This is a genomic window from Desulfotomaculum copahuensis (genome assembly GCF_001655685.1).
GTDB lineage: Bacteria > Bacillota > Desulfotomaculia > Desulfotomaculales > Desulfovirgulaceae > Desulfotomaculum_G > Desulfotomaculum_G copahuensis.
Window position 1 is genome coordinate 22,655 of the sequence record NZ_LYVF01000165.1, and the last position, 16,414, is coordinate 39,068.

Consider the following 16,414-nt stretch of genomic DNA (forward strand, 5'->3'; position numbering starts at 1 on the left):
TTTGATTAGAATAATCATTTTTGATTTCACGGGAGGCGTTTTTATGTTCGACATCACCAATCACAACAACATCCGTGCGCCCAGGGGCAACCAGCTGCATTGCAAGGGCTGGGGCCAGGAGGGCGCCATGCGCATGCTGATGAACAACCTGGATCCGGAGGTGGGCGAGCGGCCTGAAGAGCTGATCGTTTATGGCGGGCGGGGCCGGGCGGCCCGTTCTTGGGATGCCTTTGAAGCTATTGTCAAAACTCTTTTGGAACTGGCAAACGATGAAACCCTGCTGGTGCAGTCCGGCAAGCCGGTGGCGGTTTTCCGCACCACGCCGGCGGCTCCCCGGGTGCTCATTGCCAACGCCAACCTGGTGCCCAAATGGGCCACCTGGGAGCACTTCAACCACCTGGAAGAACTGGGGCTGACCATGTTCGGCCAGATGACCGCTGGTTCCTGGATTTACATCGGCAGCCAGGGGGTTATCCAGGGTACTTTTGAAACCCTGGCCGCCCTGGCCCGCAAGCATTTCCAGAGTAATACGCTCAAGGGGCGCCTTTACGTTTCCGCCGGTCTGGGCGGTATGGGCGGCGCTCAGCCTCTGGCGGCCAAGATGCTGGATGCGGTGGGCCTGCTGGCGGAAGTGGACCCAGATCGCATTGAAAAGCGCCTGGCCACCGGCTACCTGGACAAGGTGGCGCCCACTGTGGCCGAAGGAGTGAATGAGGCGCTGCGGGCGAAAGAGGCTAAAGAGGTGCTGACCATCGCCGTGCCGGTACACGCCACGGAATTGCTGCAGTACCTGGTGGACAACAAGATCACGCCGGATGTGCTTTCCGACCAGACGGCCGCCCACGATCCGCTGGTCGGGTATATTCCGGATGACTATAGCGTCCGGGAGGCCGCCGTGCTGCGCGCCGCCGATCCGGACGGGTATCTGGAAAAAGCCCGGGCTACCATCGCCCGCCACGTGGAATTGATGCTCACCCTGACCCGGCGGGGCGCAAAGTCCTTCGACTACGGCAATAACATCCGGCGGGTGGCCTATGACGCCGGGGTCAAGGACGCTTTTGAAATTGACGGCTACGTTCCGGCCTATATCCGGGATCTGTTTGCGCAGGGCAAGGGGCCCTTCCGCTGGGCGGTCCTTTCCGGCAAACCGGAAGAGATCTACAAACTCGATCAACTGGCGCTGGATATGTTCTCTGAAAATGAGGCCCTGTGCCGCTGGATGCGGTTGGCTAAAAAGCACATCCTTTTCCAGGGCCTGCCTGCCCGCATCGCCTACATGGGTTACGGGGAAAGGGAAGCCTTCGGTGTGCGAGTGAATGAAATGGTGGCCAAAGGCGAGCTTTCCGCACCGGTGGTTTTCGGCCGGGATCACCATGACACCGGTTCGGTGGCCTCCCCCTACCGGGAGACGGAAGACATGCGGGACGGTTCCGACGCCGTGGCTGACTGGCCCGTCTTAAACGCCCTGCTCAACGTGGCCTCCGGGGCGCACTGGGTGTCCTTCCACCACGGCGGCGGCACGGGCATCGGTTTTTCCCTGCACGCGGGCATGGTGGTGGTGGCCGATGGTTCCGCCGACAGCGCCGGACGCCTGGAGCGGGTGCTGCACAACGACAGCGGTCTGGGCGTGGTGCGGCATGCGGACGCCGGTTACGAACTGTCCTTCCAGACACTGGAGCAGAACCCGGTTAAAACTCCTTTGGTTGGGCCTGAAACCCAGCCCCGGCGCAAGTAAGATGAGTAACAGACCAGGGGGGGAATTAAGGTAAAAGGGGACCTCCCACCGGGGCAAAACAGCGGAAAAACCGGGATCTCCACCCGAAATGGACTGAGCAATTGGAAAAGCGCGGTTTCAATAAAACGCGTGGCGCCGTGGTGTATGGGGAAAAATGGGAAAGCAATTGAAACAGCACGGTTTGTTAAACCAGTCCGTCTATCCGGCGGTCAAGCAACCGGCTTTTATCCCCCGGTCAGTTGTTCAACGGGCCGGAAGCGGCAGTACTTTACGCCCGGGGCCCGGGAACGGTATGTTCCAAAGTTTTTCTCCCCGGGCATGTAAACTATGGATAACTCAACTAAACTACGGGATACCCTTGCCGTCAGGTGGGGGTGTCCCTTTTCAGGAGGTTTATATAATGTCCAAACTGGTGGAATGTGTGCCCAATTTCAGTGAGGGCCGTCGCTTTGAAGTGGTTGCAGCCATTGAGGCCGCCGGCGAAAAATGCGGGGTCAAGATGCTGGACCGGACCATGGACGCGGACCACAACCGCAGCGTGATCACCTTTGCCGGTGAACCGGAAGCGGTGCTGGAGGCGGCTTATGCCATGATTCTTGAGGCGCGGGAGCGCATCAACATGGAAGGACACCACGGCGCCCACCCGCGCCTCGGGGCGGCGGATGTGGTTCCTTTCATCCCGGTGAGCGGCGTGGAAATGGCGGAATGCGTGGAATTGGCCCGCCGGTTGGGAGAGAGAGTGGGCCGGGAACTGGCGATCCCCGTTTATCTTTATGAAGAAGCGGCCACCCGGCCGGAAAGGCGCAACCTGGCCGATGTGCGGCGGGGGGAATATGAAGGGCTGAAGGAGGAAATCACCAGACCGGAACGCCGGCCCGATTTCGGACCGGTGCGTATGCACCCCACGGCCGGGGCGGTGGTGATCGGCGCGCGCAAACCACTGATCGCCTTCAACGTCAATCTGGGCACGGACGACATGACCGTGGCCAAGGCCATCGCCCGGGCGTTGCGGGCGAAAGACGGCGGCCTGACTTTCGTCAAGGCGCTGGGGGTGGAACTGAAAGAGCGCGGTCAGGTGCAGGTGTCCATGAATCTGGTCGACTACCGGCGCACGCCCGTTTACCGGGCGCTTGAACTGGTGCGCCTGGAGGCCGCCCGCTACGGCGTGCCCGTGGTGGGGACGGAAATCGTCGGCCTGGTGCCTTTGGATGCCCTGCTCGGCTCACTGGAGTATTATTTGCAGAGCGAATCCTTCAGGCGGGAACAGGTGCTGGAAGTGAAGCTGCACGCCTAATTGTCCGGGGACGGCGATTATCCATGCACCGCTTCCGGCCGGGAGCATTGCTGGTTGCCTGCAATGAATGACGGTAATGTTACCCGTCACGTTTCGCCGGTCCGTATCAAGGATGATCAAACGGCACCGGCGGTCTTTATTCCGCCGGTTTCAGACACCGGCTCTTGCATGTGTTGATGCCGGAAACAACGCTGGCCACCCCGGCTTGTGCCGTTTTTGGTGACACTGGTCTGGCATGTGTTTGAGACCGGATAATAACGGGGGTGTTTTTATTGCAACCTTGTGCGGAACTGATCGTACACAATATCGGCCGGCTGGCCACCTGTGCCGGCGGCGTGAAAAGAGGCCGGCAGATGATGGACGCCGGCATGGTGACCGGCGGGGCGGTGGCGGCGGCCGGCGGGAAAATTCTGGCCGCCGGGTCGGAAGGGGAAGTCAGGCGGGCTGTCAACACGGATGGGCGCACAAAATTCATTGACGCCCGGGGTGGACTGGTTACTCCGGGGCTGGTGGACTGCCACACCCACCTGCTTTACGCCGGTTCGCGGGAAAAAGAACTGGCCTGGAAGTTGGCAGGCAGGAGCTACCTGGAGATTCTGGCCGCCGGCGGAGGGATCTTGAGCACGGTGCGGGAAACCCGCCGCGCCGGCGATGAAGTCATTTTATCCGAAACCGGGAAGCGTCTGGACCGCGCCCTGGCGCACGGCACCACCACGGCCGAGGTGAAGAGCGGCTATGGATTGAGTGTTGACGAAGAACTGCGGGCGCTGCGGCTGATCAGACGGTTGGGGGATGCCCGGCCAGTGTCACTGGTGCCCACATTCCTGGGCGCCCACGCCGTGCCGGAGGAATACAAAGACGAACCGGACCGCTATGTGGACCTGGTCTGCCTGGAAATGATCCCCCGGGTGGCCGGGGAGAACCTGGCCCGCTTCAATGACGTTTTCTGTGAGGAAGGGGTCTTCACCGGGGAGCAGTCCCGGCGTGTTTTAAAAACGGGCCTGGCTCACGGCTTGAAACCAAAAATCCACGCCGACGAACTGGCCGGCGGCGGGGGGGCGGAACTGGCGGCCGAACTGGGGGCGGTGAGCGCCGATCACCTGCTGCACGCCTCCCCGGGAGGCATCCGGGCACTGGCGGCCTCCGGCACGGTGGCGGTGCTGCTGCCGGGTACGGCTTATTACCTGGCGGCGGGGAAATATGCCCCGGCGCGTGATTTCATCGACGCCGGCGTGCCGGTGGCCGTGGCCTCCGACGCCAACCCGGGTTCCTGCCCCACCGAGTCCCTGCAGGCCGTCTTCAACCCGGCCTGCCTCTACCTGCGCCTGCGCCCGGCCGAAGTGCTCAACGCCATGACCGTCAATGCCGCCGCCGCGCTCGGCCTGGCGGATCAACTGGGCAGCCTGGAAGCGGGTAAAAGCGCCGACCTGGTGATCTGGGACGCGCCCAACCTGGATTACCTGGGCTACCATTTCGGCGTCAACCTGGTGCGCAGTGTGATCAAAGAGGGGAAGCAGGTGGTTTAAGAGACCCGGACCAGAACACTGAAGTGGCTGGGTGTGGCCGCAGGCCTTTTCATTTGCTGGTTGTTTCTTAAAATCATGGCCGTTGGGGGGCGGCCGCCTGTTTAGGGAACTCCCTCCAGTTGCGCTAAAGCGGCAGGCATATCCGGCATGGCGAAAATTGATCGTCTTTGCTTGATAATGCTTTGTTGGAGATGCTCCGGACAAGCGTCGGGATCTCAATGGATGGATAATTACCGGGGAAGGGAGAATGGATAATGTTGATTGATTTAACCGCGCGTGATTTTACCGCCGCCGTGGCTTCGGACAGTCCGGCTCCGGGCGGGGGCAGTGTTGCCGCCTACGCCGGCGCCTGCGGGGCGGCGCTGTTGGCCATGGTCTGCCGCCTCTCCCGGTGCGGTGGTGGGCCGGGTGATACTCCCATGGACCAATTGCTGGCCCTGGCCGAAAAAAAGCGAAGTGAACTGGAAAAATTGGTCGATGAGGATACCGCCGCTTTCAACCGGGTGATGGATGCGCTCAGGCTGCCCAAAGAGACACCCGGAGAAAAAAGCAAACGGCGGGAAGCCCTGACCGAAGCCAACTTTTTGGCCGCCGGGGTGCCCCTGCGTACGGCCGCAGTCTGCGCCGGGCTGCTGGCAAAGGTGAGTTGGCTGATGGAAGAAGGCAATCAGAACGCTTTGAGCGATGCGGCGGTGGCGCTGGAGTGTCTGCATGCCGCCTGCCGGGGGGCTTGTTACAATGTGCGCATCAACCTGGGCGGGCTGGTCCCCTCGGAAAAAAAGGGCTCCCTGGTGCAGGAAATAAATAATATTGAAACACAGGCGGAAAAATATTACCGGCAGGCCAGGGAAATGCTTACCCAAAAGGGGTTGTAAGCCGGCCGGGCATAACAAGATATCCGGACATGTGCTTCATCTTTGACCGGGGGCCATTCATTTTGGGGTCCGGTTTTACGTATGGATTGCTTACACATTGACCGGGGACGGTTAAAAAGTATAGTGGGAGCCCGGTCAAATCGTTGGGGGAAGGTACTTTTTCCTGCTCCGGCGGGATGGTTGAAAGGTATGGTGGTAGCCCGGCCGGGTCTTCCCCCGTCGGGTAATGCATGGATCCCGGGGCAAACAGCCGGAGTTTTTCCGGGGGCCAATCTTTAGCGGGGACGGACGGGGACGGGCGATGACGGAAGAAAAGACTGTGGTGCTGGGTGTGATCGGTGCGGACGTGCATGCGGTGGGCAACCGTATCCTGGCCTATGCCCTGGCGCAGGCCGGCTTTAAAGTGGCCAACATTGGCGTGCTGGCCACCCGGGAGGAATTTATCAACGCCGCTCTGGAGACGGATGCGGCGGCCATCTGGGTTTCTTCCCTTTATGGCCACGGCGAGCTGGACTGCCGGGGCCTGCGGGACCAGGCCGCCGAGGCCGGCCTGGAGCGCATTCTCATGTACGTGGGCGGCAATCTGGTGGTGGGCAAACAGGATTGGGCCGGGGTGGAGAAACGTTTTAAAGACATGGGCTTCGACCGGGTTTACCCGCCCGGCACCATGCCCGGCCGGGCGATCGCCGACTTGATGCGGGATCTCGGCTTGGTGAATGAAGTAGACTGACGGGCAGCCCGAGTTTCACCCGGCAATGGGACAGCTGCTTATGGACAGCATTCAAGCGGGAACAGGGAACAAACGTTATTATATCATACAGAAGGAACGCCTGCGGGCAAGTGCCCGGTGAGCCTGAATTTAAAGGGGGATAGCCCCGCCCGGTTAAAGACGGGATGGCTTATCTAAACGCGGGGGTGAACATATGGCCCTGGCCTTGTTGATGGACATTGGCAGCACCTATACCAAGGCGGTGGCCCTGGATCTGGAAAAGGCGGAGGTGACGGCCGCCGCCCGGGCACCCACCACAGTGCAGGAGATTACCCGGGGGCTGGCCCGGGCCGTATCGGAACTGGAAAAACAGTTGGGCGGGCGGCCGGACTGGTGTCACCGCCTGGCTTGCAGCAGCGCCGCCGGCGGCTTGAAGATGGTGGCCATCGGCCTGGTGCCCGGCCTGACCGCCAAAGCGGCGCGCTGGGCGGCACTGGGCGCCGGGGCGCGTGTGCTCAAGGTTTACGCCCATGAACTGGCTGGGCGGGAAGTGACGGAAATCGAGGCGCTAAAGCCGGACATCATTCTGCTGGCCGGCGGCACGGACGGCGGCAACCGCCGGGTTTTACTGCATAACGCCGGCCGGCTGGCCGACTCCCGCTGTCCGGCCGCAGTGATCCTGGCCGGCAACAAGGCGGCGGCCGACGAGGCGGCTTCCCTGCTGGCCGGGGCGGGGAAGGATGTGCGCCTGGCGGAAAATGTCTTGCCCGAACTGGACCGGCTGAATGTCGATCCGGCGCGGCAGTTGATCCGGCAGGTGTTTTTGGAGAAAATAATTCACGCCCGGGGGCTTGACCGCACGCAGCAGTACCTGGAAGGGGTGCTCATGCCTACCCCGGCCGCCGTATTGAGCGCCGCCGAGCTTTTGGCCCGGGGTACGGCGGAGGAAAGCGGCCTGGGCGATTTGCTCGTGGTGGATGTAGGCGGCGCCACCACGGATGTCTACTCGATCTGCAGCGGCCAGCCCACCCGGGCCGGGGTGAGCTTGAAAGGCCTGCCCGAGCCTTACGCCAAACGCACGGTGGAGGGAGACCTGGGCATGCGGGTGAGCGCGCCGGCGCTTTATGAAGCCGCCGGGCCGCGGTTGGCGGCGGAGGCCGCCGGTATGGAAGCGGCGGCGGTGCGCCATTATGTGGAACTGGTGCACCGGGAGCCTTTCCTGCTGCCGGCCGGCGAAACACAATGGCGGCTGGAGACCGCTCTGGCCGTCCTGGCGGTGCGGCTGGCGGTGGAACGGCACGCCGGGTATTTGGAAACCTTCTGGACGCCGGTAGGAGCCACCCCGGTTCAACACGGCAAGGATTTAACCGCCATGCCGCTGCTGATCGGTACGGGCGGCGTGATCACCGCTCATCCGGATCCCGGTCCGCTGCTTTCCGCCGCCCTGTACCGGGAAGCGGAGCCGCACCGGCTGCTGCCCCGTGCGCCGGCTCTGGCCGTGGACCGGGGATACATCCTGGCCGCGGCGGGCCTGCTGGCTGAAGTGGCGCCGGACGCCGCCCTGCGCGCAGCGAAGAAAAACCTGCTTCACCTGTAAAAAAGCCGGTCCGTCTTCCAAAGCGGGTTTGCTGTGCCATCCGGCAACCGCCCTTTGGGAAAAATTTTTATTCTCCACAGCCGGCGTGCCGGACGCGTGAATTGCTACTTGCTTTAAAAGGACTCCATTGTGGTTCCGGGTTCGTTCAAGGTGGTTGGCCGGCAGTCCTGAATGTGTTAAATTTAGAGCCTCCGGCCGGGCGTGATCATGCGCATGCCGGCAAACAGGACTGCCTTTATTACGGCACAGGAGAGATCGGGTGTGGAACTGAAGAATCAAAAATGGCCGGCGGACGAATTTTTCTCCCGGCGCCGGGAAGTGCTGGCCGCCTGGCCCACCGGCCGGGAGGTGGACCTGGACGAGGCGGTGGCCTACCACCGGCGGGCCGGCGCCGGCAGATCCATGGCCGCCCTGTTGGACCAGGCACGTACTTCCGGGCGCACCCTGGCCCAGCCGCGGGCCGGCGTGGCCCTGCTGCTGGATCAAATCGAGCTGCTGCGCTACCTGGCTGCAGAAGGGGAAGCGGACTGCCTGCCCGCCACCATCGACAGCTACACCCGGCAGAACCGTTACGCCGAGGCGCAGGCCGGCATAGAAGAAAGCCGCGCCGCCGGGCGTTCCATGCTCAACGGCTTCCCGGCGGTCAATTATGGCGTGGCCGCCTGCCGGCGGGTGGTGGAAGCGGTGGACGTGCCCGTACAGGTGCGCCACGGCACCCCCGATGCCCGCCTGCTGGCGGAGATCACTCTGGCCGGCGGCTTCACCAGTTTTGAGGGCGGCGGCATTTCCTACAATATCCCCTATGCTAAGGATGTCCCTCTGGAGAAATCCATTGCCGACTGGCAGTATGTGGACAGGTTGGCCGGCTGGTATCTAGAGCACGGGGTGACCATCAACCGGGAGTTTTTCGGTCCGCTCACCGGCACACTTGTCCCGCCCGGTATTTCCCACGCCGTGGGAGTAATCGAGGCGCTGCTGGCGGCGGAGCAGGGGGTGAAGAACGTCACCCTGGGCTACGGCCAGTGCGGCAATCTGATCCAGGATGTGGCGGCCATGCTCACCCTGCCCCGGCTGGCCGAAGATTACCTGGAACGGTGCGGCTACCGGGGCGTGACCGTAACCACCGTCCTGCACCAGTGGATGGGCGGTTTTCCCGCCGATGAAAGCAAGGCCTTCGGGGTGATTGCCTGGGGGGCGGCCACCGCAGCCCTGGCCGGCGCGGACAAAGTGATTGTCAAGACGCCCCACGAGGCCGTCGGTGTGCCGGGCAAAGAAGCGAACGCCGCCGGGATCAAGGCGACTAAACAGGTGCTCAATATGCTGCGGGATCAGTTCATGCCGCCCACGCCGGAACTGACGGAAGAAATTGCGGTCATCCGGGCCGAAACCACGGCCATTGTGGACAAAACGCTGGACCTGGGGGACGGGGATGTTGCTTTGGGGACGGTGCGCGCCTTCAAAGCCGGCGTGATTGACGTGCCCTTCGCCCCCAGCCGCTTCAACGCCGGCCGGTTGCTGCCGGCGCGGGACAACCGGGGGGCGGTGCGCCTTTTGGAGCCGGCCAACCTGCCCTTCGACCGGGCGCTGCTCGATTTTCACCGGGAACGGCTGGCCGAAAGGGGCCGGGTGGAAAACCGGGAACCAGGCTTCCAGATGGTCATCGACGATATCTACGCCATCGGCAAGGGCATGCTGGTGGGCCGGCCGAGATAAAAAACGGAAATATAACTGCATTCTTTGGGCGGGTTTCGCCGTGAAAAATTATGCGCAAAAACAGCCGCCGCCAGGTTTCCTCCGGAACTGTCTTATGTTTCGTCCGGAGCGGAGCACCGGATCAACCGGGTATGTTTCTGCCATTTAAATGCCGGTCGGTTGTTTGATTTGTGGCGCCGGCTGTTTTTTCGGAAGGGGGGGAATTTATTGCGTATTGTGGACGTGCTGGTCACCCCCGGCCTGACCGGTTTTTACTTTGACGACCAGCTGGCAATCAAAGCCGGTGCCGTGCAGGACGGCTTTGCCTACGTGGGTGAGCCGCTGACGCCCGGGTTCAGCGCCATCCGGCAGCGGGGGGAAGCGGTGTCGGTGATGCTGCTTTTAGAGGACGGCCAGGTGGCCTATGGGGATTGCGCCGCCGTGCAGTATTCCGGCGCCGGGGGGCGGGACCCGTTGTTTCTGGCGGCCGACTTCATCCCGCTGCTCACGGAACTGGTGGCGCCCCGGCTGAAGGGGCGGGAAATCACTACCTTCCGGGAGATGGCCGGTGAAATGGATCACCTGCCCTGGCCGGGCCATGCCCATCTGCACACCGCCGTACGTTACGGCGTCACCCAGGCGCTGCTGGACGCAGTGGCCAGAACCGGCAGGCTGACTATGGCCGGTGTGCTGGCCGCAGAATACGGCACCGAACTGGCCGTAGAACCGGTGCCCATTTTTGTGCAGACCGGGGACGACCGCTACTTGAACGCCGATAAGGCCATTCTCAAGCGTGCCGACGTGCTGCCGCACGGCCTGATCAATCATGTGCGTGCCAAGCTGGGGGAGCGGGGCGAACTGTTGCTCGATTATATACGCTGGTTGAAGGGGCGCATTGAAAAACTGGGCGGCGGTGACTACCGCCCGGTGCTGCACATCGACGTTTACGGCACGGTCGGCCAGGCCTTCGCCAACGATCCGGCACGGATCAGCGCCTACTTCGCCCGCCTGGAGGAAGCCGCCCGCCCTTACAAGCTGCGCATTGAGGGACCGGTGGACGCTGGCGGCCGGGCGGAGCAGATTGCATTGCTCGGGGAACTGCGGCGTACTCTGGCGCGCAGCGGCATTCAGGTGGCTGTGGTGGCTGACGAGTGGTGCAACACCTGGGAAGACATCAAGGAATTCGTGGACGCGCAGGCGGCCGACATGATCCAGGTGAAAACGCCCGATCTGGGGGGAATCAACAACATCGTCCGCTCCATTCTTTACGCCCGCACCCACGGCGTGGGCGCCTACCTGGGGGGCACCTGCAACGAAACCGACCGTTCGGCGCAGGTCTGCGTGCATATCGCGCTGGCCACCCGGCCCGGTCAGATGCTGGCCAAGCCCGGCATGGGCCTGGATGAAGGATATATGATTGTCTATAACGAAATGATGCGCACCATGGCTTTGTACGGAGCGCTGGATAATACCGCCGGATGTTCAATCGGCCGGTGAAAGCTGAAACTGACGGGGTGCCGCCCCGTCGGGCTGGAGGAACAGCTTTATGGAAGAACTGCGCATTTTGTCCCCCACCGCCATCCTCGGTTACGGTTTCCCGGAAGAATCCTTCCGGGCCGGCCTGGCGCTGGATCCGCACGTGATCGCCGTGGACGCCGGGTCCACCGACCCCGGCCCCTATTACCTGGGGGCGGGCGTATCCTTTACCGAACGCGCCGCCGTAAAAAGGGATCTGGCCCTCATTCTGGAAGCCGGCTGCAGCCGGCATATCCCCGTGCTCATCGGCACGGCCGGCGGCAGCGGCGCCAAACCGCACCTGGACTGGTGCCTGGACATCATCAAGGAGATTGCCGCCGCAGAGAAGCTGCGTTTCCGCATGGCGGTGGTGCCGGCGGATGTGGACAAGGATTTTCTCCGGCGGAAAATCCGCTCCGGCACGGTCATGCCGCCGCTTGGACCGCCGGCTCCCTTACAGGAAGCGGACGTGGACAAAAGCACATACATTGTCGCCCAGATGGGGGTGGAGCCGCTGGTGGCCGCTCTGGACGCCGGGGTGGAAGTGGTGGTGGCCGGGCGGGCCTACGATCCGGCTGTTTTTGCCGCCCTGCCCGTCCATCTGGGCTATGACCGGGGGTTGGCCCTGCACCTGGGCAAAATCCTGGAATGCGCCGCCATTGCCGCCGAGCCGGGCAGCGGCAGCGACTGCATGTTCGGCTGGCTGCGGCGGGATCATTTCCTGGTCGCTCCGTTAAATCCGCAGCGGCGTTGTACCGTCACTTCCGTGGCCGCCCACACCCTGTACGAAAAAAGCGATCCTTATTTTTTGCCCGGCCCGGGCGGTGCTTTGGACCTGCACGCAGTGACCTTCCGTCAGCACAACGAACGGCAGGTTTATGTGGCCGGCAGCCGTTTCGTGCCCTCGCAGCAGTATACCGTCAAACTGGAGGGGGCCGGGCCAGTGGGCTTCCGCACCGTGTCCATCGCCGGCGCCCGGGACCCGGTGTTCATCCGGCAGCTGGATCAAATCCTGGCCGGTGTGCGGGAGCGGGTGGCGGACAACTTTCACGCGCTGGCCGGACAGTACCGCCTGCTCTTTCACATTTATGGACGCAATGGTATAATGGGAGAGTTGGAACCGTTAAAAGAACAGTCCTGCCACGAACTGTGCCTGGTCATCGAAGCCGTGGCGTCTACTCAGGAGACGGCCGGTACCATCTGTGGCTTCACCCGTTCCACCCTGCTGCATTACGGCTATCCGGGCCGCCTGTCCACGGCCGGCAACCTGGCCTTTCCCTATTCGCCGTCCGACTTCCAGGCCGGGCCGGTGTACCAGTTTGTGGTGCACCACCTGTTAACGGTGGACGATCCGCTGGAGCTGTTTTAATATACAATATGCAGCGCTGCCTGGTTCGCTCCGGAGCCATGTCGATGTTTCATCGGACCGGAGCATTGGAGCGACGGGGTGCGACCACCAGCTATTTTCGCTGGGCATAGCGCACCGGAGGGGGATGGAAAAATGGGCATGGTGAACATCACCCGGCTGGCCCGGGTGATCCGCAGCAAAAACGCCGGTCCCTATGAATTGACCCTGGATATCATTTTTAACGATGCGGAAACTTACCGCCGGGTTAAAGCAAAGCGGCTGATCAATAAAAAGCTCATCGCCGGCTTATACCACATCCCGGAGGAGCAGGTGCTGGCCCTGGTGGCATTCGATCCGGCCAACGCCGTCAAAGCGACCATTGTGCGTTCCCGGCCCTGCGGCGATGTGGGTGAAACCGACGTTTACGGCGCCCAGCAGCACGCCCCTTTGCTGGAACTGGAACTGCCCTGGGATGATTGAACGGCCCGCCGGTCTTGCCTGTGCATGCTGAAATAAAGAGCGGGACGATGCGGCGGAGTTGAACACTCAACCTGTAGAGTGGCTGGTTGCTTTTTTGATATCCGGCGCCACCGGGCTTTGTCCGGCGCCGCAGGACTATTGCCCGTCTGCGGAGAGCGAATTAAGCTTTTAATTATGGTGAGGTTGTGACAGCATGTCCAGACTGGCCCTGGTCAAAGACGACTGCCAGCGGGTGGCCGGCGCGATTGCCGCCGCGCTGGGCGCGGAAGTGGAAATCATCGACCTGGATATGACCCGGGTGGCCGGCACCGGCAAGGTGAAAGAACATGTGGGGGCGAAACTGCAAAGAGGCTTTGTCAACAAGCACGTGCAGCAAAGCGGTAAACCATTATTCATCCGGGAGGCCGGTAACCATCCCGTCTGCAGTCAATGCCCGCTCACCGGGGCCTGCTTTTACCAGGCCTCCATTGTCTATCCGGTCACGGTGGCCGGTGAAGTGGCCGGCAGTATCAGTTTGATTGCCTTCAGTGCGGAGCAGAAGGAAATTCTTTGCGCCCGCAGCAACTCCCTGATCGAATTTATCGGCCGCATGGCGGACTTGATCGGCGCGAAAGTGCTGGAAAAAGAGGCCTTGACCGAACGCCTGCTGATGGCCAGTCAACTGCACGCCGTCATGGATGCCGTCGATGAAGGCATTCTGGCCATTGACCGGGAGGGACTGGTGATCCATTTCAATCTGGCGGCCGAGCGTCTTTTCGGCCTGTCCAGGCGGGAGATCATCAACCAGCCATTAAACCAACTGGTTGGCGGCCTGCCGTTGACTAAAACGTCACTGCTCCAAAACGGCGGTTTTACCGACCGCGAATGTTTTGTGCACACGGCCGGGCGGCGTCTGCACCTGCTGGTTACGGCCCGGCCGATTATCGACGGTGAGGGAAGGGCGGCGGGCGTGGTGGCTTCGGTACGGGACTTCAAAGAAACCCAGAGCCTGGCTTATCAGATTGTCAGCGCCCAGAAGGACTTTTCATTTAACGACATTATCGGTTACAGTCCGGCCATGCAGGAGTTGAAAGACAAGGCGGCCAGGATTGCCGCCAGTCATTCCACCGTGCTCCTGCTGGGTGAAAGCGGCACCGGCAAGGAAATATTCGCCCGCGCCATTCACAGCGCCAGCTGGCGGCGTAAAAAACCTTTTGTCGCCATCAACTGCGGCGCACTGCCGGAAACCCTGCTGGAAAGCGAGTTGTTCGGTTACGAAGAAGGCGCGTTCACCGGCGCCCGCAAGGGCGGCAAGCCGGGGAAGTTTGAACTGGCCAACCAGGGTACCATTTTTCTGGACGAAATCGGCAACATGTCCCTCTACGTACAGGCCAAACTGCTGCGCGTACTGCAGGAGCGGCAGGTGGAGCGTGTGGGCGGCAGCCGGGTGATTCCGGTGGACATCCGGATCATCGCCGCCACCAACAGCAATCTGGAGGAAATGATCGCCCGCGGGCAGTTCCGGGATGACCTTTACTACCGGATTAGCGTCATCCCCCTCTTTATTCCACCGCTGCGGGAACGCCCGGAGGACATTCCCCCGCTGCTGGAATACTACCAGAAGCACTTCAACCGCCTTTTGAAGAAGAACCTGCAGGGCTTCACCACGCAGGCCATGCACTGCTGTATGCACTACCCGTGGCCGGGCAATGTCCGCGAACTGATTAACGCGGTGGAATACGCGGTGAACCTGGCGGAGGGGGAGTACATCGACGAAGCCAGCCTGCCGGCCCACATCCGGGAACAGAAGGCAGTCGCGGCGCCGGAAAAGAACGGACACTGGAAAACAATTGAACAAATGGAGCGGGAGGCGATTGTTGCCGCCCTGGATCACTTCGGCTGGACGGAGGAAGGAAAAGTGCAGGCGGCCCATGCGCTGGGCATCAGCCGGGCCACCATTTACCGCAAAATATCCAGATACGGATTGAATCCCACTGATTGAAGCAGATGGTTGTTATGCACCGGCGGCGATGCAGCCTGCGTTGCCAGTCTTTCAATCCCGTTGACTAAAGCAGGTGGTTGTTATGCGCAGCATTGGAAAGGTGGCCGTGCTCTCTGTTCTGGACGAGCCGGTGGCGGCCGGTCCCTTCCGGATAATTACCGGGCAGGTGGGCTCGATGGGGATCGAAAAAGTGGTCGCCGCGGTGGAAACGGCCGCCAAAAGGGAGGGGCTGATTGCCGATGATCATTACCGCGGCGAACACGCCCTCTATCATGCCGTGCTGGAGGCGCTGCACGGCGTATGCCGGGGACAGCTCGAACTGGGCTCCATCCTGCGCACGGCCGGGTTGAAATTTGCCGTGGTGGCCGGCCCCAAGGCCGAGGACCAGACGGCGGAGGGGCGGTGGCTGGCCGTGGCTCTGTACGGACACATCGGCGCACCGCGCAAGGGCTTTGAACATGAGGTGATCGGCCTGGGAATAAACCACTTGTAAAAACTTCCGGTCTGATCATTGACAGCCGGGTTTGCCCGGTATATTATATGCTTAAAAAGTGGGAATACTGGAGAGACGGCTGGTGCGCCTCACCATGTCGGGGCTTTCACTGGAATCCCTGGAACCGCGGGTACGGTTTCAAGGAATACCGGTTACTTGTGCCGGTCAGTAATGTGGACGACGAGGGTGAGAAAAAGTATAACCGCAATTACGATTTGGATTGCGTCTGATGCTGAAAGCATTTCCGCCCCACCCCCTTTCGAGGAAAATCCCCCGGCAGGTGAGGCCCGTGCTCCAGTATTCCCAGGATAATTATACCATCTTTTGCCGGAAGCCCGGCAAATTTTTTGTTTTTACGGGGCTGGTGTGATCCGGATCACACCAGCCCCGTCTGCAAGCGCACTGAATTGCCGGCTGTGGCGGCATATAATCATGAACAGGCGGGGAATGGATTATATTAAAACAGGAGGGACAACGATCATGCCGAAACGTAAAATTGTACGCATAGACGAGGAAAAGTGCACCGGCTGCGGACTTTGTGTGACCCCCTGCGCCGAGGGGGCGATTCAGCTGGTCAATGGCAAGGCCAAAGTGCTGCGGGAGGAACTCTGCGACGGGGCCGGTTTCTGTCTGGGCGTTTGTCCGGCGGGCGCATTGACCATCGAGGAGCGGGAGGCGCCGGAGTTTTCCGAGGCGGCGGTGCATGAACACCAGCAGGGGCGGGAAAAGACATACATGGTTCAGACCTGTTTCAACTGCGGGCGCAGCGAGGAGCAGGTGCCCCTGCTGCCCTGCCGTAATCGCGGCGCAAGCCTGTGGGTCTGTACCCGCTGCCTGCCGGCGCTTATTCACGGTTAAGCAGGTGATGAAGCGCTGTCCGCCCCGCTCCGCAGCCAACGGCGGCGGTACTGGTGATCCGGCAACAAATGGATGCTGACCGCGTGCCGCTGCGCAAACAGCCCGGTTGCGGACAGAGCCGGTTTTCCGCCGGAGCGGGGGGTAGCAACGGCGGGTGCGATGACAAGTCAAAAAGGCCGGACTCTCCGGGGAGCCGGCTTTTTTGCCGTGTATGGCCGTGCTGCATGCAGGTTGAACCGGCGGGCGGCCGCCGAAAATTTTTGGCAGGAGCAAATTACCGGCGCGTCGAAGGGAAAATACCATTGCCCGGA

Annotated in this window: 13 protein-coding genes; all 13 read left to right on the top strand. The window is 61.7% G+C overall.

Annotated elements, in window-relative coordinates:
* Positions 1 to 43: 43 nt before the first annotated feature.
* Positions 44 to 1,735 (top strand): urocanate hydratase, encoded by a 1,692-nt coding sequence (hutU, locus tag A6M21_RS10985; RefSeq protein ID WP_066668748.1) that lies wholly within the window; start codon positions 44 to 46, stop codon positions 1,733 to 1,735.
* Between the two features lie 400 nt (positions 1,736 to 2,135).
* Entirely contained in the window at positions 2,136 to 3,029 is an 894-nt protein-coding gene (gene ftcD / locus A6M21_RS10990; RefSeq protein ID WP_066668754.1) for a glutamate formimidoyltransferase, read from the top strand.
* Positions 3,030 to 3,301: 272 nt separating this feature from the next.
* The gene (gene hutI / locus A6M21_RS10995) at positions 3,302 to 4,555 is read left to right on the top strand and encodes an imidazolonepropionase (RefSeq protein ID WP_066668756.1); all 1,254 of its coding nucleotides are present in this window, start codon (positions 3,302 to 3,304) and stop codon (positions 4,553 to 4,555) included.
* A gap of 254 nt (positions 4,556 to 4,809) precedes the next feature.
* The gene (locus tag A6M21_RS11000; protein ID WP_078060588.1) at positions 4,810 to 5,430 is read left to right on the top strand and encodes a cyclodeaminase/cyclohydrolase family protein; all 621 of its coding nucleotides are present in this window, start codon (positions 4,810 to 4,812) and stop codon (positions 5,428 to 5,430) included.
* Positions 5,431 to 5,731: 301 nt separating this feature from the next.
* Positions 5,732 to 6,160: a methylaspartate mutase subunit S gene (gene glmS, locus A6M21_RS11005; protein ID WP_066668760.1), complete on the top strand. Its 429-nt coding sequence runs from the start codon at positions 5,732 to 5,734 to the stop codon at positions 6,158 to 6,160.
* 193 nt (positions 6,161 to 6,353) lie between these two features.
* Positions 6,354 to 7,736 carry a methylaspartate mutase accessory protein GlmL gene (gene glmL, locus A6M21_RS11010; RefSeq protein ID WP_066668761.1) on the top strand — a complete coding sequence of 461 codons (1,383 nt, stop codon included), beginning with the start codon at positions 6,354 to 6,356 and terminating at the stop codon, positions 7,734 to 7,736.
* A gap of 261 nt (positions 7,737 to 7,997) precedes the next feature.
* On the top strand, positions 7,998 to 9,449 hold the full coding sequence (locus tag A6M21_RS11015; protein ID WP_066668893.1) for a methylaspartate mutase subunit E: 1,452 nt from the start codon (positions 7,998 to 8,000) through the stop codon (positions 9,447 to 9,449).
* A gap of 207 nt (positions 9,450 to 9,656) precedes the next feature.
* On the top strand, positions 9,657 to 10,925 hold the full coding sequence (locus tag A6M21_RS11020; RefSeq protein ID WP_066668894.1) for a methylaspartate ammonia-lyase: 1,269 nt from the start codon (positions 9,657 to 9,659) through the stop codon (positions 10,923 to 10,925).
* Positions 10,926 to 10,974: 49 nt separating this feature from the next.
* The gene (locus tag A6M21_RS11025; RefSeq protein ID WP_066668762.1) at positions 10,975 to 12,312 is read left to right on the top strand and encodes an acyclic terpene utilization AtuA family protein; all 1,338 of its coding nucleotides are present in this window, start codon (positions 10,975 to 10,977) and stop codon (positions 12,310 to 12,312) included.
* A gap of 132 nt (positions 12,313 to 12,444) precedes the next feature.
* Positions 12,445 to 12,771, top strand: a complete 327-nt coding sequence (locus A6M21_RS11030) for a DUF4387 domain-containing protein (RefSeq protein WP_066668763.1) — start codon at positions 12,445 to 12,447, stop codon at positions 12,769 to 12,771.
* A 193-nt stretch (positions 12,772 to 12,964) separates the two neighbouring features.
* On the top strand, positions 12,965 to 14,752 hold the full coding sequence (locus A6M21_RS11035) for a sigma-54 interaction domain-containing protein (RefSeq protein WP_066668765.1): 1,788 nt from the start codon (positions 12,965 to 12,967) through the stop codon (positions 14,750 to 14,752).
* 82 nt (positions 14,753 to 14,834) lie between these two features.
* Positions 14,835 to 15,245 (top strand): histidine utilization transcription antiterminator HutP, encoded by a 411-nt coding sequence (gene hutP, locus A6M21_RS11040; protein ID WP_066668767.1) that lies wholly within the window; start codon positions 14,835 to 14,837, stop codon positions 15,243 to 15,245.
* Between the two features lie 480 nt (positions 15,246 to 15,725).
* Entirely contained in the window at positions 15,726 to 16,103 is a 378-nt protein-coding gene (locus A6M21_RS11045; protein ID WP_066668769.1) for an ATP-binding protein, read from the top strand.
* Positions 16,104 to 16,414 lie beyond the last annotated feature (311 nt).